This is a genomic window from Sorangium sp. So ce1504, assembly GCF_051521635.1.
Classification (GTDB): Bacteria; Myxococcota_A; Polyangia; order Polyangiales; family Polyangiaceae; genus Sorangium; species Sorangium cellulosum_B.
In genome coordinates this window covers 8,795,376-8,816,101 of the sequence record NZ_CP150365.1, presented here as the reverse complement: position 1 = coordinate 8,816,101, position 20,726 = coordinate 8,795,376, and the positions used below count along the sequence as shown (strand labels likewise).

The window sequence follows — 20,726 nt, the reverse complement described above, 5'->3', positions numbered from 1 at the left end:
CAGCCAGCAGCCAGCGCCGCTCAGCCTCCGCAGCTGTCGAAGGCCAGGACGCCCAGCCTGAGCTGGCATATCTCGCCTTCGTTCAGCATCGCCGGGCACTCGAAGCCGACCCAGATCTTGCCCGCGTCGACGCCCTGCTTGCCCTCGAACCAGAACTTACACGGGGTGGCCGTATCGGAGTAGAAGGTCTGGCCCCCTGTCCTCGCCGAGGAGAAACTGATGCTGCCGCTGGCCGGCGCGTCCTGGGTCGCCGCAGGGGAGATGGCGTCGATCTTGACGTGGATCTCCGCGGCTTCGGCGGGGTTCTTGGCCATCGCCGAGACGGAGAAGGTGCCCGAGCCGGACACGGAGCAGTCGATCGAGGCGCTGTCCTCGCCGTCGGTGACCAGCCGGGCCTTCTGGATATCGGTCACGTCGCCAAGGGTCGCAATATGCCCCGGTGCGGAGCAGTCGATGCCCGGGTCGGCGAAGTTCATCTTGTATGCGCCGCGCGGGGTCGGCGGCTCCGCGCCGCTGCAGCCGAGGCCGAGGAGGGGGAGGAGGCCGAGCACGGGCACGAAGCTGAGGCGAGCGAGACGCATGGAAAGCTCCGGTGGTAGGTGGCGGCCCCGAGGCCGCTCCTCGCTTCTATCGTACTCGGGGGTCCGCGATCAAACGGCGGCAGCGCCGCACGTGCCCGCCGCGCTCACGTGCCCGCCGCGCGCGCCTGCGCGTCGTCCAGCGCCTGGGCGACGTCGTTCCAGAGGTCCTCGGTGGCCTCCAGGCCCACCGAGAGCCGGAGGAGGCCGTCGGCGATGCCGAGCGCCTCCCGCGCCGCCGCGGGCACGGAGGCGTGGGTCATGAGGGCGGGGTGCTCGGCGAGCGACTCGACGCCGCCGAGGCTCTCGGCGCAGGCGAAGATCGCGAGCCGCTCGAGGAACCTCGAGGCGACGGGGAGGCCGCCGCGCACGACGAACGAGATCATCGCCCCGGGCGCGCGCATCTGCCGCGCGGCGAGCGCGTGGCCGGCGTGCGTGGGGAGGCCGGGGTAGTGCACCGCCTGGACGGCGGGGTGCCCGGCGAGCCTCCCGGCGATGAGCGCGGCCGACGCGCACTGCTGGCGCACGCGCACGCCGAGCGTCTTGATCCCGCGGAGAACGAGGTAGCAGTCGAACGGGCTCGGGACGGCGCCGATCGCGTTCTGCAGGAACCCGACCCGCTCCGCGAGCGCGTCCTCGGACGTGACCAGCGCGCCGCTGACGACGTCCGAGTGCCCGTTCAGGTACTTCGTGCTCGAGTGCGCCACGACGTGAGCGCCGAGGTCGAGCGGCCGCTGGAGCACCGGCGTGGCGAAGGTGTTGTCGACGACGAGCAGCGCCCCGTGCGCGCGTGCGATCTCGGCGAGCCCTGCGATGTCGAAGATCTTGAGCATCGGGTTCGTCGGGGTCTCGATCCAGATCATCCGCGTGGCCGGGGTGAGGGCCTTGCGGACGACGTCGAGGTCGCTCATGTCGACCGAGGTCGAGGCGAGGCCCATCGGCCGCATGACCTTGTCGAAGAGCCGGAAGGTGCCGCCGTAGACGTCATCGCCCGAGAGCACGTGATCTCCCGGGCGGAGCGTGTGGAGCAGGGTGGCGGTCGCCGCGGAGCCGCTGCCGAAGGCGAAGCCGTGGCGCCCCCCCTCGAGCGCGGCGATGCACTCCTCGAGCGCCTTGCGGGTGGGGTTGCCGCTGCGGGAGTACTCGAACCCCTTGTGGTGGCCCGGCCGCTCCTGGGCGAAGGTGCTCGAGAGGACGATCGGCGTCATGACCGCGCCGCTCGTCGGATCCGGCGGCTGTCCGGCGTGGATCGCGAGCGTGTCGAGGCCGAGCTTGTCGTGACCTAGGTGGGGCTTCATGCGGGCGAGACTTATCTCATGGGCCGCGTGCGTCCACGGTTTTGGCGCGCAGGAGAGCCGAGTCAGCGCGCTGACTCGGCGCCGCCCTCGGCCCGCGGAGCGGCCGCGTCGAGCGCGTCGAGCAGCGCCCGCGCCGTCCCGACGCGGCGCTGCGGATCGCGATCGAGCGCGCGAGCGAGCGCTCGGCGCTGCCCCGGCGAGAGCGCGTCCGTGACGGAGAGCGGGTCGAGGCAGAGGCCAGATTCGCTGATCTCGACGAGCGCCGCGGCCTGCTCGCGCGCGCGCGTGAGGGGCGCGCCGGTGGCGAAGGAGACGAGGGTCGCCGCCATGGAGTAGACGTCGCCGCGCTGGGTCGGCGGGGATTCGCCGCGGGCGATCTCGGGGGCAACGAAGGGAACCGTGCCCCGGTCGGCGGTCTCGAGGTCCGGATCCATGCCGCGGAACCGCGCGGCGCCGAGGTCGACGAGGCCGATATCGCCGAGCGGACCCAGCAGCACGTGATCAGGGCCGAGATCGCCGTGAACGAAGCGGATCGGGCCTCCGGCGTCCTCGAGCTCCTGGAGCTCGGCGAGCGTCTCGATCGCGGTCCTGACGACGTGGGTGATGAGCGACGCGGGCGGCGGCCGGCCGAGGCGGCGCCATCCGTCGAGCACGTCGCGGAGGGAGGTGCCCTCGCGCCGGCTCTCGAGGAGGAATGGGCCGTGGCGATCGGCGCCGACGCGCGCGAGCGCGGGCAGGGCAGGGTGGCGAACGAGGGAGAGGACCTTCGCCTCGCGGACCATGGCGGCCCGCCCCGCGTGCTCGTGGAGGACGCCGGGGACGAGGCGCTTGCACACCAGCGTGGGGCCGGGCGGCGGGCTTCCGAGCCGCACCAGCGCGACGTCGAACGTGGCGCCGGCGCCGAGGTGCTCGATCAGCTGGGTGCCGTCGGGAGCGGGGTAGGGCATGCCGGCCGCCTGTCACCTCTCACGCGTCCGCGCGCTGCGCGGCGACCAGCTCGTCGCACTCGCGAAGCCACGTCTGCGCCTCCTCTGCGCCGGCGCCGCCGCGCAGCGCGAGCGGCCACCGCGCGTCGCGCCAGCGCGCCGCAAACTCGGCCCAGCGCGCCGGTGCCTCGCGGCGCCCGGCCAGGGCGGCGACCCTGTCATCGATGCTCTGGAACGGAAACACCGGCTTGCCGAGCCCGAATCGCGCCTGCACCCAGTGGACCACGCCGATGAGGAGCCCGTACTGGCAGCGGCGGCGCTCCTCGTCGACGCCCACCACCGGCGACCTCCAGTCGAGGTGAATGTCGTCGAGCTCCGGCGGCCGCGGGTCGTGCTTGCCGACGCAGAGGTGAACCGCCTCCCGATCCGGCTGGTGCACCTCGCGCCAGCTGTCCGCGTCGAGCGGCTCGCCGCCCCGGAAGAGCTCCGCCATGCTCGCCGCGAGCGAGCCGAGCAGCGCGCCCCGCTGGTGCTCGATCCCCCCGAGGATCGTGTCGCGCGCCACGCGGCGGCCGCCCGCTCCCGCGAAGTGGCGATCGAGGCGCTCGCGCATGGCCGCCGGCTCCACGTAGACCACTTTGAATCCGGCGCTCCCGCCGCACCAGACGTTGCGCAGATACCTGATCTGCATCCACAGGCCGAGCGTCGGGTCGACGCCGCGGATACGCTCGAAGATGCGCACAACGACGTTGACGCACGTCGGCCCGAACCGGGTGAGCGCCTCGCCGAGGTCGCGCGGCTCGGGGGCGCCCCAGAACGCGTTGTCCAGGTTGAGCTCCGCCCCGGGGCAGCGCGCGAGCCGGTCGGCGAGGCTCCTCTCCAGCGCCTCGCGCAGCGGGCCCGCGAGCCCATCGAGGTGCGGGCCGGCCCCGGCGTCGAGTGAACCGGTCATGCGGACATCCTATCATGCCTGCCCGCGCGGCTCCGAGCGCGGCCCCGGCCGCCTGTGGGATGACGGCGCACCTGCACGGGAGGAGGGCGGCGGCCAACTTTTCTCCGCATCCTGCGGCTACTCACTGCGTTCAGCGCGAACGTGATAGAAGTCGTGGGCACCGGCATGGATCCCAAGATCTTGGAGATGCTCTTCATCGCCGTCAGCAACGGCGTCGCCCTCTTCATCGGCGCTTACCTGGCGCGGAGATCGGCGGATCTCAGCGCGGAGCGGCGGGCCGAGCACGAGGAGAAGGCGGAGCTCCAGAGACAGCGGCGAGAAGCGCTCTTGGAGCGACTGGCCCTCCAGCGGCGCGCGCTCGACGACTACGCGCGGATGATCGTCCGGTGGTCGTCGGTGCCCTCGTCCGGAGCGCCGCGCACGAAGGAGGAGGACCTCGCGGCGGACCAGGAGTCCATCGCGATGTACGCGCAGATGGCCAACGCGTACGGGAGTCGCCAGTTCGCCGAGCAGGCCGCCGCGACGCTGCACGCCGTGCGCGCCGGCCGGGGCAACGTCCAGGTGTTCCCGTTCGCCGTGCAGATCGCCTCCGCCTGCTACCAGGAGATGATCCGGGCGATCTCCGAGCTCGAGAAGGAGATCGGCCTGCCGGCGCCGCGGTCGCCCGCGCGGCCGTTCCTCCCGGACGAGGAGCTCGCGAAGGAGGCGACTCGGCTGTTCTCCAGGAACGTCGTGGAGCAGCGCTCCGGGATCGATCTCGGCATGGTCGACCAGATCCTGGAGCGCGTCAGGGTGAACCCGTCGCCAGAGGAGACGGACAGCCCCAGGTAGCGCTCACGCCGCCGGCTTCACTGGCTCCATCCCGCCCGGATGAGCGCGTAGAAGAGGAGGAGCCGGGGCACCCGGAACAGCACCATGGTCAAGAAGTAGCGCAGCGGGACCCGGTACAGCCCGGACAGGTAACAGAGCATCGAGAAGGGGATCGGCGAGATGCTCCCGATCGCGATCGCCCAGTAGCCGTAACGCTCGAAGAGCCGGTCTATCCTGGGTCGCGTCCGCTCGATGCGCGCCGCGAAGAGGCGGATCCGCGCGAGGCGGCCGGCGAGGCGGTAACCCGTGCAGCCGCCGACGAGCGAGGCGGTCGAGATGGCGATCAGGGGCGCGACCTGCGAGCCACCCGAGGTGATCGCCGTCAGCATGTAGAACTGCGGCGGGATCGGGAACGAGAACGCGTCGGCGAGGAAGGTGCCGACGAACATCCCGGCGAGGCCGAAGCGGTCCACGAACCCGCGGCCGAGCGCGTCGAGCTGCTCGCGGGCGAGGTGCGCCGCGAGCGCGATCCCGGCGAAGAGCGCGGACAGGCTGAGCGCCAGCTGGACCAGCGTGCGCCACAGATCTCGCCGATCGCCGCGCGGGCGCGGCTCGCCCTGCCGAGGTGTCAGACCGCCTCCAGCCGGCGGCGCTGCAGCCGCTCGATGATCCGTCTGCTGCGGAGGGTGCTTTGAAATATCTGCGTCGCCTTCTCGAGGGCGTCGAGGAGCTTTTGCTCCGCGCCGTGCTTGTCGACATAGGCGAAGGGCCGGTGCGCGTTGATGACCTCGAACGAGTCCTTCTCGTCGTGATGAGCCGAATAGAAGATCACGGGCACTTCCGGCTGCACCTTGCGGATCTGGTCGCAGACCCAGAATCCCTCCAGCCCTGACATCCGCACATCGACGATCACCGCGCACGTGTCCTCGGTGAAGGCGGCGACCCCGTCCACGGCCGAGGAGCATACGACGAGGCGATATCGCTTCGAGAGGAGGGCGCCGAGCGGCTGCCAGATGCTCCTGTCCCCGTCGACCAAGAGCACGAGAGGGAGCCGCGTGGACTCGGGCTTCTCGCGATCCGGTCGCTCGGCTGGATCGGCTTCGAGCAGGGTGTCGGATTCCTTGGAGGGCATTCGTCGTCGATCGTGGAGGGCGCGTCAGGACGCGCGATGACGCAATGTACCACGCCCGGCGCATCGAGCCAGCGCGGGGGTGCGGCAGCGCGAACCGAGATGACGTCGGCGCGGGGCCGAGGTCTTCGCGTCATCTCCGTTCCCGCTGCCGCCGCGCGGTGGGCGGGGGCCAGGGATTCGTCTATGCTCTGCGCGGAGGCGTGGCCTCATGGTGAGGCGCGCTGGCCTTCTGCAAAGCGCTGCTACCGTGCCGGGTCGCGCGCTCGCCTTCTTCTCGTGGGCTGACGCGGGCTGCCGGTCGGCAGCGGGTCGCTCGCCGGGGAGAATCTCCGTTCCACAACCGAGGTGAGCTGCCCATGAAGAACGCAGAACTCCGATCGATCCCGCTCGTCATCGCCGCCGTTCTCGGCCTCTTTGCCGCGGGGGCCGCGGGGTGCAAAGACGAAGAGATCCTGAACGCATGCAGTGAGCTCTGCAAGCACCGCATCCTCTGCGCGGAGGAGAACGACGCTCCGCCGCCGAGCAAGACCAGCTGCGAGACCGCGTGCCTCGGCCTCGAGGGGAATGACCTCGTGGAGCGAACCGAGGAGTGCGTGAACGAGGCGTCCTGTGATTACGTCGCGTGCGCGGACCCTTGAGCGCGGCGCCCCCGCCTCCCCGCGCGCGGGGAGGCGGGGGCGCCTCGCCTCCCGGACAGAGGGCGCGATGAGGGGCGGCGCGATCAGGGCTCCGCGTCGCACTCGGGCGCGTCGCGGAGCGGGCCCGAGGCGCGCGGTCCGTCGAAGCGCAGGAGCTCGAGATCGACGAGCTCGAGGCGCTTGAGCGTCAGATCCAGCGGGCCGACCGACACACCTGCCACCGCCTCGGCGTAAGCCCGCACGCCGCCGTCGACCCGCGCGTCGTACGAGCAGTAGGGCGGCGCGGTCTCCGCCGTGACGCGCGCGTACGCCTGGACTCCGACGTTCGGGCCGACGATGCCGTACAGGCGCGCCCGGAGCTCCGCGCCGGCGCTCACCTTGCCGGACGCCGTGATCGGGCCGGGCGCGCCGATGGAGGCCGAGCCCGAGGCCGAGCCGGAGGGCTCCCAGATCGTGCTCCACGTGCCGTTCCTGTAGTCGACCCCGGCCTCGATCTCGGCGGTCGCCTGCGCCACGGCCTCCACCTCGGCGGCCGTGAAGGACAGCCCCAGATCCGCGTTCGCTCTCGGCACGACGTCCGTCGTGACGACGATGGGGACGGGGCCCACCCAGAAGGTCAGCGTCGGCAGCGGCAGGCTCGGGATGCCCCCGGCGAGCTCCAGGAGATCGACAGAGCAGCTCCCCGTGACCGTGCCGGTGCCCTGGAGCCTGGCGCTCACGTCGAGCTGGCCCGACGCGACGAGGCGGAGCTGCTTCAGCTCCGGCACCGGGTTGAGCTTGCCCCTCGGGCCGACGTGGACCTCGAGGTCGAGCGCCGGCGAGAGCTCGGCCGTGACGTCGAGCGCCGCCGTCCCGTGCGCGGTGACCCCGCACGACGCCGGGAGCGAGGCCGAGGAGAGATCGAGGAGCTTCATGGAGGCGCCGGACGAGATCTTCAGGGCCTCCGCCGCGCTCGCGATCTGCTCGCCGTCCTCCACGCCGAGCTCGCGGGTGCGCGCGGCGTGATCGTCGATGGCGCGCGCGTACTCGCGCGCGTCGTAGTGGACGTGGAAATGGCCCTCGGTGATGAACTCCGTCAGAGGAGCGGGCGTCGTCGCGAGCGCCACCCGCGTCGCGTCGATCGTGCGTACGCTCACGACGCGGGCGAGGTAGCCGCCTCCCTGCGTGCCGCCGAGCACGTCGCCGGCGGCGAAGGGCGTCATGCTGCCGTCATGGGTGATGACGAGCTCGTGGTCCCCGAGCGCCGCGGCGACGAACCCCGGCTCCTTCTCGGGCACACGAGCGCGGTCCGAGAGCGTGAGCGGGCGGACGACATCGACGGCGCCGGGGGCCGGCAACTCGGTAGGATCCGCGGCATCGCTCGAATCCACGGCGCACGCCGCGAGCTGAGGTGCGCTGATCGCGATGAAAGCAGCGGAGATGAGGCGCGCCGTCGACGCGCGTCTCCCGGGGAGAGTGGTCTTCATGCGCGCGGACGCTACGCGGGGATTGTGGCGAGTCGGTTGCAAAAATGAGACTTGCTGTCTCCGGGAGAATGGGTAACGGCTCACTGCGATGGGTGGATATCCATGAATCGATAGCTCCGAGGCGCGCGAAGGGCGCTTATCGAAGCGAGCGATTCGCGAAGCCGTGCGAGCTCGTCCATGATGGGGTGTCCGAGCGCGCTCGTGGTGGCGTGCGAGCGCGCTCGTGGTGTGGCGCGCGGTCGCGCTCATGGAGGGTCTCGGGCGGCGCCGAGCCTCGGACCGGGGTCGGGACGCGCTCGCGCGGCGTCGACCAAGGGGAACGCCGTTCGGCTCGTGGATGGATGGAGGAAGGAAGGTCGCGGAGAGCGCGCGTCGCTCTCCGCGGACAGGGCGCGGCGGCTCGGCACAGTCGAGCCGGGGCTCGGGGCCCGAGGCCACGGCGCGCGTCAGGTGTCAGCTGATCGCGCGTCAGCGTCGCGGTCTCTCGCGATGCGCCGGTCGTTGCTCGCTCCCTGTCGACGCGTCGCGGTCGAACTCGTGGAGCGCCAGCGAGGAGCCCGGCGGGCACGAATCAGCGTGCCTGCGGCTCCGCCTTCGTGCTCTCGCGCCGACGAGACCCCGAGGCCACCGCTGCTGGGCGGCCTCGGCCTGTCCTACCTGGGGTGAGTAACGGGATTCGAACCCGCGACAACTGGAGCCACAATCCAGTGCTCTACCAACTGAGCTATACCCACCGTTCTTCACGGCCCGTGGGCTGCGAAGGCCTGGCAGAATACTCAGCTCCGCGCAGAGTGCAATCACGGAAACGCACCGCGTGTCGCTCTTCTAGCCGCACCCTGGATCCCCCACCTTTCGAGCTCCCCGCCCCGGCTTCCCGCCCTGACCCCCCTCCAAAGGAGGCGCCGACCTCCTCCAGGCAGAGGATCCCCGCGGGACAGCGGCTCTCCGGCGGCCTCCGCCCCGGCCCCGTTCACGCCTCGGCCCCGGTTTTCCCGGCGCACGCCGCCGGTCGCCTCGCTCAGAGCGTCGTCCACCGGCGCAGCGCGGCCCGGCGGGCCCGGTCCAGGTCCGCGCGGTGGCGGGTCGAGATCGGCGCGCGCTGCGCGGGCTGCGCCGGCGGCACCGACGCTCCAGCCGGGTCGTCTGCTGCCTCGCAGCCGGACGCCGCGAGCAGCGCCGCCGTGAGCGAGCCCTCGAGCGCGGTCAGGTCGTAGCCGCCCTCCAGGAAGATGGCGAGCCGCCCCCCCGCCTTCGCGGTCGCCATCGCCGCGAGCCGGCGGCCCATCGCCGCGTACGCGGCGCGCGACAGCTTCATCGCCGCCATCGGATCGCGCTCGTGCGCGTCGAACCCCGCCGAGACCAGGATCAGCTCGGGCGCATACTCGTCGAGCACCGGAAGGAGGAGCTCGTCGAACGCAGCCTCGTAGACCGCGTCCGTCGCGCCGTCGGACAGCGGCACGTTCACCGTGTAACCGGCGCCGTCGCCTCCGCCGAGCTCGCTGGCGGCGCCGGTGCCGGGATAGAATGGCCACTGGTGCAGCGAGCAGAACAGCACCCGCGGATCGTCCCAGAAGATGTCCTGCGTGCCGTTGCCGTGGTGCACGTCGAAGTCGACCACCGCGACCCGCGAGAGCCCGCTGCTCAGCGCCGCCCGCGCCGCCACGGCGACGTTGTTCAGGAGACAGAAGCCCATGCCGGCGTCGCGCGTGGCGTGGTGGCCGGGCGGACGGAGCAGCGCGACCCCGAGCCGGCCGGGGCCGGCGAGCACCGCGTCGACCAGCGCCACCGCGGCGCCCGCGCCGCGCCTCGCCGCCTCGACCGAGCGCGGGACCACGTACGTGTCGGGGTCGAGCGCCGCATAGTGGCCGCTGAGCCGGCCGAGCGACTCCAGGTACCGCGGGGCGTGCACCCGGGCGAGCTCTTCCTCGGTGGCGTCGCGCGACGCCACGTGCTCCAGCGAGAGGCCGGCCGCGGCGCAGCGCTCGATGGCGCGGCGGGCGGCTTCGAGGCGCTCCGGGCGCTCAGGGTGCGCGCCTCGCGAGCGATGTTGCTCGAACAGCGCGTCGTCGACGACGTAGAGGCGCGGGGCTTCGGAGTGCGGCTGATTCAAGTGCACCATGAGCTGGGTGGAGAGTTGTAGCAGCGCCGCAGCGGATGGTAGCTTGCCCTGAGCCCCGGAAAGAAGGAGTGGAGACGCAGGATGCGCGGAAAGATCATCGCAGTCTTCGCCGTGATTGTCCTCATGGTCGGAGGGCTTTTTTACGCCCTCACGCGCGCCTCCCTCGCGGAGATCGGGCGCCCCGGCGAGGCGCCGCGCGCGCTCGCGGCCGCCATGGCGCAGCTCCAGGTGGACGGCCTCGTGCTGGAGCGGTGGCTCGACTCCCACGCGAGCGACCCGAAGCTGCGCGAGCCGTTCAACGCCGGCACCGCCCCGGCCCGCGCCGAGGCGGCCACCAGCGCCGCCAACGCCATCCGGGAGGCGGTCGCCGCCTCGCCCGAGCTGGCCAGGACCCCGCCCTCCCTCGTGGTCCTGGTGGACACCAAGGGCGTGGTGCTCGGACGGAACGCCTCCGCGCTCATGCGCGGAGACAACCTCGGCGCCGTCTACCCGTCGCTGATGCTCGCCATCGAGCAGGGGGTGACCGGCTCGGACGTGTGGGTCAGCCGGGCGCGCAACGAGCAGCTGCTCGCGTCCTACGCGCCCATCCGCAGCGACGCCGGGCAGATCATCGGCGCCGTCGCGGTGGGCACCGCGCTGAACGACGAGCGGCTGACCAACGCGAGCGAGCGCACGAGCGGGCGCGTCCTCGTCGTCGCGATGCAGTCGGGCGACGGGCTCGACGTGGTGGCGAAATCGCGCGACGCTTCCCCGCAGCTGGTCGCGGCGCTCACGGCGTCGCCGGCGAAGGACGGCGCCCTGAAGGCGCTGCGCTCCGGCCAGACGGTCGACATCGGCGGGCTGTCCGGCGAGTACAGCGCCGTCGGGCACGCGCTCGACGGCTACGGCGACGGGCGGCGGGCGGTGCTGCTCAGCATCGCGCAGCTCCGGACGCCGGGGCTCGCGAGCGCGCTGTTCTGGCCGCTCCTCGGCGTCACCGCGCTCGGGCTCGTGCTCGTCGTGATCGCCGCGTATTTCCTGGACGCGTACATCTCGCAGCCGGTCTCCGAGATCGAGGACGGCCTGCTCGCGATCATGAACGGCCGGACCGACCTCCGGTTCCAGATCGAGCACGCCGAGCTCGGCGGGCTCGTGTTCCGCTTGAACTCGCTCCTGAACCAGCTGCTCGGGGTGCAGGAGGACGAGACCGACGCCGAGGGGCGCCCGTCGCGCGCGCCGACGTCGGCGTCCTTCCGGGACGCCCTCGAGGTCGACGAGCGGATGGCCGCGCTGTCCGCGGAGGAGATCCCGGCCGACGCCAAGGCGCTGCTCGAGGAGCCGGAGGACGCCTACTACGCCCGCATCTTCGCGGAGTACATCGCCGCGAAGAAGTCGCTCGGCGATCCGGTGGACCACATCACCCGCGACGCGTTCGTCGCCCGCCTCAAGGCGAGCGAGCAGGAGCTCGGGCGGAAGCACGGAAAGCCCATGCGCTACAAGATCGAGGTCCGCGGCAAGGAGGTCGTGCTCCTCGCCGTGCCGCTCGCCTGACGCGCGCGGCGCAGGAGCCGGGAGCGGAGGGAGGCGCGGCGCCGCCCGCCGCTCGGCGGCGCGCCGCGTGTTTCAGTGCAGCACGGCGTCCGGGCCCTCGTGCAGCTCGACGCGCCCCGACGAGGGCTCGCGGCGGAGCGCGATCACGTCGGAGAGCTCGCAGCCCAGCGCGATCGCCGGCGATGAGGTCGTGACGATCCACTGCACGTTGGGCAGCGCGGCGCGCAGGCGCGCGGCGAGCGATCGCTGGCGGTGCACCGGCTGCTGCGCCTCGATGTCGTCGATCAGCACGACGCCCTCGGCGAGGCGCGGATCGCCGCTCGGGTGCGCGGACGCGAGCGCGCGGAGCGCGAGCGCGCCGAACGCGACGGTGTGCCGCGCGCTCCGCCCGAGATCGTCGAAGTCGACGCGCTGGCCGTCCGCGCGCTCGAAGATCGGCTCGAGCCGGAGCGGGTCGACGCCGGCGTACGTCACGCCGTGGCCGTCGAGCAGCGCCTCGAGCACCTCCTTGAGCGCGCGATCGAGCGCGCCGAGCCGCTCTGCCTGGGCGCCCGGCTGTCCGTCCGGCTGCACGTCGGAGAGCACCTCCGGCCGGCTCTTCCGGCCGTCGCGCGCGAGCGCCGCCGCGATCGGGACGAACGAGAGCACCTGCTTCGTCTCGCGGGCGAGGTCGGTGCGCGTCGCGTCGTCGAAGCTCGCGGCCGCGCGCACGTCGTAGCGGAGGACGCTGCGCTCGGGCGTCGTCAGCACGATCGCGCTGCGGGAGAACCAGCGCGCTCCCGAGAGCGCGACCAGGACGAAGCCCCCCTCGGCCGCGCGCCGCTCGAACAGCGACTGCTCCCTCCGCCGCAAGATCGCCGCGTCCTCGGGCTCGTCGAGGCGCGCGTTCGGGCTCGTGACCCGCAGCGGGTGCGCGCGCGCCGGGTCGTCCGTGCCGAGCATCCAGTCGGCGACGACGAGCGGCTGCGAGCCGTCGTCTCCGCGCGGCCTCGGCTGCGCGACCGCGTACCCGGGCCGGGTCGACGCGATCGCCGACAGGATCGAGGTCTTGCCCACGCCGTCGCCGCCGAAGAGGACCACGAGACGGCGCGGCGCGCCGGCGGCGTCCTCGAGCGAGAGCGAGAGGTCCTCGAACGGGCCGAGATGGACGAGGCGGACGCGGGAGAGCAGCACCGCCCGCGAAGCTACCACCGCGCAGCGCGCGTGGAACGCCGCGATCGGCGTGGTGCGCGCGGGCGATCCGGCGCACCCGGTGGCGCGCGGTGGCGCGGCAGCCTAGATTTGTCGTCCGGGGTCGTCACCGTGCTGCGCAAGCTGCCTCCGCCGGATTTCCGCTACGTGTGGCTCCACCCGGAGCCCGGCTCGACCGGCGCGCTCGCCGCGGCCGGGACCGCAGGGCTCGCGGGCGCCTCCGCGGCCGTCTGGAGCGCCGGGAGCCACGCGCTCTCGCTGGGGCTCATCGCGATGGGGAGCGCGCTCGGCTTGCTCGCGCTGGTCCGCGCCGAGCACCGCCCCCCGATCCAGCGCGGCGCCCGCGAGGTGACGATGGCCGTCGTGCCCTGGGGGATCGTCGTCGACCCGGACACGGAGCCGCGGGTGCTGCGGTGGCCCGCCGTCCAGCAGGTGAGCGTGGACGTGTCGCACACGATGCGCGGCGGGACGCCCGCCGTCGTGTCGAGCCTCGTGACGGTGCACACCGAGCGCGAGGTGCTGGCGGGCCGCGCCGCGGGCGCGGTGGACCTGGAGCGGCTCCTCGCCAACCTCGAGGGGTATGCGCAAGAGGCGTCGCGGCCCGTGGCCGCCGACATCGAGGGGCTGACGGTGCTCGGCGACGGCGTGACCGAGCCGATCGCCGCGGAGCTGCTGCAAGCGGCGGACGGCATCTGCGCGACGAGCCGCGGCGACGCGCAGCTCGCGCTGCCGGGGGGCGGCTACCGCACGGCGGCGGCGCGCGCGGCGGCGCCCGAGACGATCGCGGTGCTGCGCTCGGCGCTGTCGTGGAGCTACGACTGCCCCGCCGATCCGCGGCCGCTGGCGGCGATCCTCGCGGGCGCGTTCGGGGCGGTGGAGCTCGTACCCGAGCTCCTGCGGCTCGCGAGCTCGCCGCACCCGGTGGTCGCCGCGTTCGGCAAGGCTGCCGCGCTCCGTCTGGGTGCGCCGCCGAACCGCGCTGGCTCGCTCGACGAGGTCGCGGCCTTCCTGTTCGAGGAGGACGTGGAGATCGGGAAGCGGTGGATCGCGTCGGGCCCGACACTTTGTTTGCGACCTCGGGCCCAAGCTTGCTAGCTAAAGGGGTCGGCAGCGCGTGCGCTGCGGTTCGAGCGGCCTGCGCGCGGAGGCCGTCGTCCCGCGGGGCTCCGTCCTCACGGCGCGCTGCAGGTGGGTCGTCCAACGCGCCAGGTCGGCTATGAAACGGGCTCCGTCGCCACCGAAGCCGTCTTCAAGGGGAGCGCGCCGCCGGCTGGCCGTCGCGTGGGTCCTCGGCCTCTCGCTCTCCGCGTGCGCGGAGCACCACGCGGCCGGGCCGCCCCCGTCGCAGAGCACCGCGCGCGCCGCGCCGGCCGCCGCGCCGCCCGCGGCGCTCGCCCTCGTGCCGCCCGCGGGTCTCGCCCTCGCGCTGCCCGCGCCGCCCATGGTGGACGGCGCCTGGGTCGAGTCGGTGCGGCTCGAGCGATGGGCCGATGCGGCGGAGCGGCTCGACGCCCTGCCCATGGAGCAGCGCGCGCTGCCGTCGATGAAGTACGCGCGGGCGCGCGTCGCGTTCGAGCTCGGGGATCACGGCAAGGCGGTGGAGCTGCTGCATGGCCTGGAGCAGGGGCTGCCGCTCCTCTCGCGCGAGGTGGCGCGCTACCGGGCGGAGGCGGCGTTCGTGGCGGGGCCGTTCCTCGAGGCGGCGGCGTACTTCGAGCGCTCGGGCAGCGCGCCCGGCCTCGCGCGCGCCGCGCTCGCCACCATGAAGGGCGGCGATCTCAAGCAGGCTCGCGCGCTCGCCGATCGGGCCGTGGCCGCGGCCCAGCGCGCGCGCAGGTCGCGCGACGAGGCCGCGGCGCGGATGGCGCGGGCGCGCGTCCAGCTCGGCGTGCGCGACGCCGCCGAGCGCCCCGGGGAGAAGGCCGCCGCGGCGGCCCTCGCGCACGCCGACCTCCGGTGGATCGTGAAGAGCGCGCCGTCGTCGCCCGACGGGCGCGAGGCCGCGGCGCTCCTCGCCGCCTTGCCGGGGCAGCTCTCGCAGGAGGAGCGGCTCCAGAAGGTCGACGCCATGGTCGCCGGGGGCAGCGCGGCGGAGGCGATCGCCGAGCTCGACAAGGTGTCGGGCGTGCCGGCGTCGGAGCTCCACCACCGCAGGGCCACGGCGCTCTACCAGGCGCGCGACTACGAGGCCGCGGCCGCGGCGTTCCTCAAGGTCGCCGCCGCGCCGTCGGCGCGCCAGGCCGAGCAGCTGCACCTCGCGGCGCGCTCGCTCTCGCGGCTCCGGCGCGAGGCGGAGGCGATCGAGCGGCACCTCGCCGTCGCGCGCAGGTTCCGGAAGACCCGCTGGGGGGAGCTCTCGAGCCTGCTCGCCGCGCGGCTCCTCATGCAGGTCGGGCGCTACGCGGAGGCCGTCGCGCAGTACGGCCGGTTCCTCGATGCCTATCCGCGGAGCGATCGGCGCGACGACGCGGCCTACGAGCGGGCGCTCGCGACGCTGTCGACGGGCGGCGCCGCGCGCGCGCGGCGGCCGCTGGAGCAGCTCGCGCGCGACGCGAGGCCGGCCGACGCGGCGCGGCTGCGCGAGCTCGCCGGGCTGGCGGCGCTGCGCGGCGGCGATCGTGACGGCGCGGTGCGGCTCTGGACGCAGGTGATGCGGGAGCAGCCGCTCTCGTGGGGCGCGCTGCTCTCGCGCTCGCGCCTCGCGGCGGTGGGCGCGCCCATGCCGCCGCTGCTCATCCCGGCGTCTCTCGGGGATGCCCGGGTGGTGGAGGTGAAGCTGCCGCCGGCCGCGGCGCTGCTCGCGTCGATGGGGCTCGACGGCGACGCAGAGAGCTACCTCGCCGAGAACGAGCGCGAGGCGACCGCGGCCTATGCCGGGCAGGAGAGCGAGGCGCTCTGCCGGATGTACGGCATGCTCTCGCCCGCGAAGCGCCGCTACCGCGTGGGCACGCAGGCGGTCTCCGCCGCGGCGCTCCAGCGCGCGCCCTCGCAGGCCGATCGCTGGACGTGGGAGTGCGTCTATCCGGAGCCGTACGCCGGCGAGGTGCGCGCGCTCGAGGCGCAGCACGGGCTGCCGAGGGGCCTCGTTCACGCGCTGATGCGCCAGGAGAGCGCGTTCGATCCTGTCGTGGTGAGCCCCGCGAGCGCGGTCGGGCTGATGCAGCTCATGCCGTCGACGGCCCAGAAGGCCGCGAGCGAGCTCTCGCTCGGCTTCGACCTCGGGCAGCTCAAGAGCGCGCCGCTCAACCTGCGCCTCGGCGGCTTCTACATCGGCAAGCTGCTCCGGACGTTCGAGGGCAGCCTGCCGCTCGCGACGGCGGCGTACAACGCCGGTCCGAAGGCCGTGTCGCACTGGCTCGGTGGGGGCATCGACCGGGACACCGACGTGTGGGTGGCGCGCATCCCGTACGACGAGACGCGCACCTATGTGGGTCGCGTCCTCTCGAACCTGGCGCGGTATCAGTGGCTGGCCGGCGGGGACGCGGCCGTGGAGATGCTCCCGCTCACGCTCCCCGCGGACGCGCGCGCGCCGGCGGACGCATACTGAGCGCGGTTGTCGGGACGGCAGCGCAGGGGTTCCTCCTGCGTTGAAATTGCGCTGTGCGCTTGAACTCGCAGGCGGGCGCCTTCACCGTGATGGGGTGGCAGGGACCGCTGGAAGCGACGGCGTGTTCAAGCGGTGTGGGGTCCTCATCCAGCCCTACGCCGACGCTCGATCCATCGGCCGGCTGCTCTCGTCGGCGCTGGCGTGGCTCCTCGTCGTCTTCTCCGTCGCGTCGCTCGTGGAGCCGATCGCGGGCCCGATCGTGGCGGCCGTCATGGTGCCTTTCGCGCTGCTCGGTTCGTTGCTCGCGCTGCTCTGCCTGGCGTGCCTGCTCTACACGCCGATCGCCTGGCTCTGGGCGGCGGTGGGCTCGTCCGGCGCGGCGGTCGTCCGGGTGAGCAACGCGCTGTGGATCGAGCGCCCTGGCGATCGGCGCGCGTTCCCGCTCCTCTCGCTCACGCGCGCGCGGCTCTCGAGCTCCGGCGGCGAGGTCGCCTTGAAGACCGACGACGGCGATGTCATCCGGGTGCGCGTCGACGATCCGGTCGACGCGGAGCGGCTGCTCGGCGTGATCGCCGCCGGGCGAGCGCGGGGCACGTGGAGCGCGCGGCTCTACGACGACGCGCCGTCGCTGCCGCGGCGCCGCCTGTTCGTCGGGGTCGCAGCGCTCATGTCGCTGCTCTGCTGGTCGGTGCTCGACTTCGACGTGGCGCTCTCGCTCGGCGTCGTCACGGGCGCCTCGGCGTGGGTGCTGGCGGCGCTGCTCAGGGAGGGCTCTGCGCGCCGCGTGCTGGTGGCGGGCAGCGACGGGCTCTCGCTCCGGGACGACGCCGGCGAGCGCTTCATCTCCTTCGGCAGCATCGAGCGGGTCGAGGAGACGGCGCTCGGGGTCGAGCTCGCGCTCGCCGGGGGCGAGGAGCTCTCGCTCACCCTCGTGCCGCCGCAGCTGCTGCGCGATCCCAGCGAGACGGGGCTCAGCATGGTGCTCGCGGAGCGGCGCCGCGAGCACCTGCTCGCGCTGCTGCGGGAGCGGAGCGGGCGAGGCGCCCACGAGGCGGGGCGCGCGGTGGCGCTCCTCGGGCGCCGCGGCCTGCCTGCGCCCGCCTGGCGGGCGGCGCTGCGCCGCCTCGTGGGCGAGGCCGGCGCCGACTACCGGACGGCGAAGCTCACGCGGGAGCAGGCGTTCACGGTGCTCGAGGACGGCGGGGCGCCGGCCGAGCTCCGCATCGGGGCCGCGCTGGCGCTCGCGGGCTCGCGCGACGGCCAGACCGAGGAGCGGCTGCGGATCGCGGCCGAGGGCTGCGCGAACCGAGACGTGCGGTTCGCCCTGGAGCATGCGGCCGAGGGCGACGTCGACGACTGGATGCTCGAGCGGGCGCTCTCGTCCTCGGGGGCGGAGCAGGCGGCGGCGCCGCCGCGGTCTGCGGCTCGGGCGGCGTGAGGGGGGTCGCGGCGTCCTAGCCGCCGGCGCGCCGCGCGGGTGGGCGGGGCCGGGCTGGGCTGGGCTTGGCTGGTCGATTCTTCTCGCCCTCCGGCCTTCCAGTTCTCGGTACTCTCTCCAGAGGACGCGCGGCGCCTCTGGTCGGTGTCCAGCTGAGCTGCCGCGGGCGCCTGCTGCGCACCCGTGGTCCTCCAAGGTAGACCCCCCCGATGGAAGGCCCGCTCCAGGACCCCTACGCTTCGGCCGCAGTTCACGCGCCGCGCCCCCGCGCGCAGGCGGGCCGCGCCGCGCGGATCGCGCTGCTCGTCGTGGCGCTCTTCGCGTCGGTCGGGTTCGGCGCGCTCGTTGTGGCGCCGCGCCTCGGCGGTCCGGCGCCCTCGAGCGGCGTGGTCGCGCGGCCGTCTCCTGCGCTCGTCATCGCGATCCGCGACCTGTCACGGCTCGAGACCACGGAGGTGCACGTCGAGAAGGTCGTGGATCTGGCCGACCGGCAGAACCGCCTGTTCGGTCTGGTGCAGGCCACCGACGCCCTCCTGCTCGTCGCGGTCGGCCACGTGACGATCGGCGTCGATCTCGCGCGGATCGGCGAGGGCGACATCGCGATGGATCCGGAGACCGGGGTCGCGCGGCTCACGCTGCCCGCGCCCGAGGTCTTCTCGACCCGGCTCGACGAGGACGAGACGTACGTCTACACGCGGTCGACCAGCCTGCTCGCGCGGCGCAACGAGCAGCTCGAGGCGCGGGCCCGGAAGGAGGCGACGGCGGCGATCGAGAAGGCCGCCCTCGAGGGGAACGTGATGACGCGCGCGAAGGCGCAGGCCGAGCGGCAGATCACGGCGCTCGCGACGCAGCTCGGCGCGAAGCGGGTGGAGATCCGCTGGCGCGAGGTCGGCGGCGGGGGCGGCTGACTGATGTTCCTCACCGCCTTGAAGCGGGGCCGTCGAGCGTGGCGACGCTTCGCGCTCGTGAGGCGAGGAGCAGCTCCCCGAGAGCGCCCCGCGTGATCTCGAGGCGATGAGCAGCCTGCCGGGGTAGGGCGCGTCGACGATCGCCAGGTACGGCGAGCGTCTCCTGGCCGCCGGAGAGCGTGCGATGGTTCTGGACTTGGGAAGGAGCCGCTGAAGCGACTGCACGCGGACTGTTGCTACGGGGACAGTGGCGGCCAAGTCCGGCTTGGCGTGAGCCGCGCTAACAGCTCGATGCATCGGACCGGACGCACCGCACGAGCCGCCGATCGCGGACCGTGTGGTCCTGCGATGCGCCGTTCGTGAAGTTGACGAGGACGGCCTTCTCCGCGCTGCCGATGGAGGGCGTCGACGACCAGAAGACGTCGGACGGCGTCGCCGGGAAGACCTCCAGATCGATCGCCGGCCCGGACCGCCGATCATCGATTGACATCATGGCATCGACCGCCACGCCCCAGTTGCCGACACCGCTGCGCGTCTCATACGGCTGCTGTGCAAGACGCGCAGTGGAGCATTCCGCGCGGCGCTTGAGCAATGTCAGCTACTCTGTCTTCGCCTGGCCATTGCTAGGGACGCGATCGCGTGCGGTCCGAGGGGCTGAGCGCTGCGCGCTCCCAACGCTGCTGCGCGGCGATGGCGTCCTCGGCGGCCCGGACGCCCTCAACGAAGAGCTTCGCGTCCGTTGGATTGTTCAGGTCGAGGCCGAAGCGAAGCAGCAGCGCGCGGTCGCGCGGTGGCACCATGCGGACGATCTCAGCGGCAAGGCGACGCGTGGACGGCATGGGAGGACAGTAGCAGCCCGGAGCAGGGTCGAGGCGCATCCGCGAACGCGATGGCGTTGCGGCCCTGGACCTGCTCGGCCGAGCGCGTCGTGGGAGCAGCGATAGTGTCATGGAGATGGTCGCCGGTTTCCATGGCGAAAGAAGCGCAGCGTTTGAACCGTTGCGTTCATCACGTTCGCCGGGATTCCGAGGGGTGTGATGCCGGATGGCGGATCGCACGTCCTCGAAGTTAGGCTCAAGCGGCCCCACCGCGAATCCCTGCGCCTCGACGAGTCGCGCCGACCAGCCCATCGCCACGGGCCGCCGTCGTCGCATCGCTCGCCAGCGCCCTGATCCGCGCCCTCGCCCCCGGAGATGGGATCGCGGAGCTCATCCGCGGTCCTCGGCAGAGGATCGGCTGGGGGCGTCGCCGGTTGCGTCGGAAGCGAGCGCGTGGAGCGGGCGGGGCAGGAGGGGCCGAGGCGAGCACTACGGCGTCCACGTCCAGTTCGGTCTCGACGACCTCCTCGATGCCGAGCACGTCGCGCGCGAGCTCGGCGGGTCGTGCCCCAGAGGGATCCGAGGCCTGCGCAGCTACTTCTCGTCCCTGAGCCCGCGTGCGCGCCGCTCGCGGGCACGACCTTCGGCCAGCCAGCACTGGCCGAAGACGTACAGGTAGACGGGCAGGTCGGCGCGGAGCCAGCCGAGGGGCGGCAAGGTCCCCTCAGGAACAGGCGCGTCGAGCCACGCCGCGGCGACAATCGCCACGCCGGAGGCCAGGATGCCGATGGTCCTCAGCTCTTTGCTCATGGCTCAGATGAAGCTGCAGAGGACTCCCAGGGTGCCGAGCGCCGCACCTGAGTAGTCGACGTTCCCGTCGGGGTCCGCCAGTGCCTCGGCCTCCTCGTCGGCTGTGCCACAGGCCGACGCTCCGACGAGCGTGGCCATGGTCAGGCCGATCCTGGTGTGCATGTGCCACCTCCACGCGACGCGATCCGTCGCTCGCGGAATTGCGCTGCGAGGGGCATGCCAGCGCGCGTCACATCGGCGGGTGGCAGCCGGGGCCGTCTACCGGCCTGCCGCGCCGCTCGATCGCCGCCCAGATCGGCGTAGGCGCCGGCGGTGAGAGGTGAACGCTGGCGATCACGTGGCCGCGATCTTCACCGATCGGATGCGGGACGCGAGGATCACCGACACCAGCGGCGCGCGGCGGTCGCGACTGCCCAATCCCGCCCTGCCCGTGGCCGCTCCAGGGGCTACCGTGCGATCGCGTCCACGCTGCGCAGCCCCGGCAGTCCTGCTGCGCGGCCTCGGTGCCCTCCTGCGCAGCCCCGGCAGTCCTGCTGCGCGGCCTCGACGCCCTCCTGCGCAGCCC

At 73.2% G+C, this 20,726-nt stretch carries 20 protein-coding genes and 1 tRNA gene; 7 read left to right on the top strand and 14 right to left on the bottom strand.

Translation table 11 applies throughout. From position 1 onward, the window contains the following. Positions 1–20: 20 nt before the first annotated feature. The 4 genes from WMF39_RS33185 to WMF39_RS33170 all read right to left on the bottom strand — a co-directional run bounded on the left by WMF39_RS33185 (position 21) and on the right by WMF39_RS33170 (position 3,754). On the bottom strand, positions 21–581 hold the full coding sequence (locus WMF39_RS33185; protein ID WP_437740483.1) for a hypothetical protein: 561 nt from the start codon (positions 579–581) through the stop codon (positions 21–23). A gap of 104 nt (positions 582–685) precedes the next feature. After that, entirely contained in the window at positions 686–1,876 is a 1,191-nt protein-coding gene (locus tag WMF39_RS33180; RefSeq protein ID WP_437294037.1) for a cystathionine gamma-synthase, read from the bottom strand. Between the two features lie 62 nt (positions 1,877–1,938). Continuing rightward, a complete protein-coding gene (locus tag WMF39_RS33175; RefSeq protein WP_437740482.1) occupies positions 1,939–2,823 on the bottom strand; it encodes a protein kinase domain-containing protein in 885 nt (294 codons plus the stop codon). A gap of 19 nt (positions 2,824–2,842) precedes the next feature. Next, positions 2,843–3,754 (bottom strand): hypothetical protein, encoded by a 912-nt coding sequence (locus tag WMF39_RS33170; RefSeq protein ID WP_437740481.1) that lies wholly within the window; start codon positions 3,752–3,754, stop codon positions 2,843–2,845. Between the two features lie 165 nt (positions 3,755–3,919). Here WMF39_RS33170 and WMF39_RS33165 point away from each other — a divergent pair, with 165 nt between their 5' ends. Next, positions 3,920–4,585 carry a hypothetical protein gene (locus tag WMF39_RS33165; RefSeq protein ID WP_437740480.1) on the top strand — a complete coding sequence of 222 codons (666 nt, stop codon included), beginning with the start codon at positions 3,920–3,922 and terminating at the stop codon, positions 4,583–4,585. A 17-nt stretch (positions 4,586–4,602) separates the two neighbouring features. On the opposite strand, the gene WMF39_RS33160 is transcribed toward WMF39_RS33165, so the two are convergent. Further along, on the bottom strand, positions 4,603–5,037 hold the full coding sequence (locus WMF39_RS33160) for a YqaA family protein (protein ID WP_437740479.1): 435 nt from the start codon (positions 5,035–5,037) through the stop codon (positions 4,603–4,605). A gap of 155 nt (positions 5,038–5,192) precedes the next feature. After that, positions 5,193–5,696 carry a response regulator gene (locus WMF39_RS33155; protein ID WP_437740478.1) on the bottom strand — a complete coding sequence of 168 codons (504 nt, stop codon included), beginning with the start codon at positions 5,694–5,696 and terminating at the stop codon, positions 5,193–5,195. A 356-nt stretch (positions 5,697–6,052) separates the two neighbouring features. On the opposite strand from WMF39_RS33155, the gene WMF39_RS33150 reads away from it, so the two are divergent. Continuing rightward, positions 6,053–6,334, top strand: a complete 282-nt coding sequence (locus WMF39_RS33150) for a hypothetical protein (protein ID WP_437709444.1) — start codon at positions 6,053–6,055, stop codon at positions 6,332–6,334. A gap of 83 nt (positions 6,335–6,417) precedes the next feature. On the opposite strand, the gene WMF39_RS33145 is transcribed toward WMF39_RS33150, so the two are convergent. The 3 genes from WMF39_RS33145 to WMF39_RS33135 all read right to left on the bottom strand — a co-directional run bounded on the left by WMF39_RS33145 (position 6,418) and on the right by WMF39_RS33135 (position 9,919). Then, the gene (locus WMF39_RS33145) at positions 6,418–7,800 is read right to left on the bottom strand and encodes a hypothetical protein (RefSeq protein WP_437740477.1); all 1,383 of its coding nucleotides are present in this window, start codon (positions 7,798–7,800) and stop codon (positions 6,418–6,420) included. Between the two features lie 658 nt (positions 7,801–8,458). Then, positions 8,459–8,534: transfer RNA gene (locus tag WMF39_RS33140), tRNA-His, on the bottom strand. A 284-nt stretch (positions 8,535–8,818) separates the two neighbouring features. Next, positions 8,819–9,919 carry a histone deacetylase family protein gene (locus WMF39_RS33135; RefSeq protein WP_437740476.1) on the bottom strand — a complete coding sequence of 367 codons (1,101 nt, stop codon included), beginning with the start codon at positions 9,917–9,919 and terminating at the stop codon, positions 8,819–8,821. An 81-nt stretch (positions 9,920–10,000) separates the two neighbouring features. Here WMF39_RS33135 and WMF39_RS33130 point away from each other — a divergent pair, with 81 nt between their 5' ends. Beyond that, positions 10,001–11,449 (top strand): MXAN_5187 C-terminal domain-containing protein, encoded by a 1,449-nt coding sequence (locus tag WMF39_RS33130; RefSeq protein WP_437740475.1) that lies wholly within the window; start codon positions 10,001–10,003, stop codon positions 11,447–11,449. 72 nt (positions 11,450–11,521) lie between these two features. On the opposite strand, the gene WMF39_RS33125 is transcribed toward WMF39_RS33130, so the two are convergent. Then, positions 11,522–12,622 (bottom strand): hypothetical protein, encoded by a 1,101-nt coding sequence (locus WMF39_RS33125; RefSeq protein WP_437740474.1) that lies wholly within the window; start codon positions 12,620–12,622, stop codon positions 11,522–11,524. Between the two features lie 129 nt (positions 12,623–12,751). On the opposite strand from WMF39_RS33125, the gene WMF39_RS33120 reads away from it, so the two are divergent. The 4 genes from WMF39_RS33120 (at position 12,752) to WMF39_RS33105 (ending at position 18,533) form a co-directional block, all read left to right on the top strand. Further along, positions 12,752–13,735 (top strand): hypothetical protein, encoded by a 984-nt coding sequence (locus WMF39_RS33120; protein ID WP_437740473.1) that lies wholly within the window; start codon positions 12,752–12,754, stop codon positions 13,733–13,735. A 121-nt stretch (positions 13,736–13,856) separates the two neighbouring features. Then, positions 13,857–16,187, top strand: coding sequence for a transglycosylase SLT domain-containing protein (locus WMF39_RS33115; RefSeq protein WP_437740472.1), 2,331 nt, complete (start codon positions 13,857–13,859; stop codon positions 16,185–16,187). 121 nt (positions 16,188–16,308) lie between these two features. Continuing rightward, the gene (locus WMF39_RS33110) at positions 16,309–17,625 is read left to right on the top strand and encodes a hypothetical protein (RefSeq protein WP_437740471.1); all 1,317 of its coding nucleotides are present in this window, start codon (positions 16,309–16,311) and stop codon (positions 17,623–17,625) included. A 209-nt stretch (positions 17,626–17,834) separates the two neighbouring features. Then, complete coding sequence (locus WMF39_RS33105) at positions 17,835–18,533, top strand: DUF4230 domain-containing protein (protein WP_437740470.1); 699 nt, start codon at positions 17,835–17,837, stop codon at positions 18,531–18,533. Positions 18,534–18,813: 280 nt separating this feature from the next. Here the strand turns inward: WMF39_RS33105 and WMF39_RS33100 are convergent, their stop codons facing one another. The 4 genes from WMF39_RS33100 to WMF39_RS33085 form a co-directional block, all read right to left on the bottom strand. Then, complete coding sequence (locus WMF39_RS33100; RefSeq protein WP_437740469.1) at positions 18,814–19,026, bottom strand: DUF1566 domain-containing protein; 213 nt, start codon at positions 19,024–19,026, stop codon at positions 18,814–18,816. A 130-nt stretch (positions 19,027–19,156) separates the two neighbouring features. Next, the gene (locus WMF39_RS33095; RefSeq protein ID WP_437740468.1) at positions 19,157–19,372 is read right to left on the bottom strand and encodes a hypothetical protein; all 216 of its coding nucleotides are present in this window, start codon (positions 19,370–19,372) and stop codon (positions 19,157–19,159) included. A gap of 573 nt (positions 19,373–19,945) precedes the next feature. Further along, positions 19,946–20,161: a hypothetical protein gene (locus tag WMF39_RS33090; RefSeq protein WP_437740467.1), complete on the bottom strand. Its 216-nt coding sequence runs from the start codon at positions 20,159–20,161 to the stop codon at positions 19,946–19,948. A 3-nt stretch (positions 20,162–20,164) separates the two neighbouring features. Beyond that, a complete protein-coding gene (locus WMF39_RS33085; RefSeq protein ID WP_437740466.1) occupies positions 20,165–20,299 on the bottom strand; it encodes a hypothetical protein in 135 nt (44 codons plus the stop codon). Between the last annotated feature and the right edge of the window lie 427 nt (positions 20,300–20,726).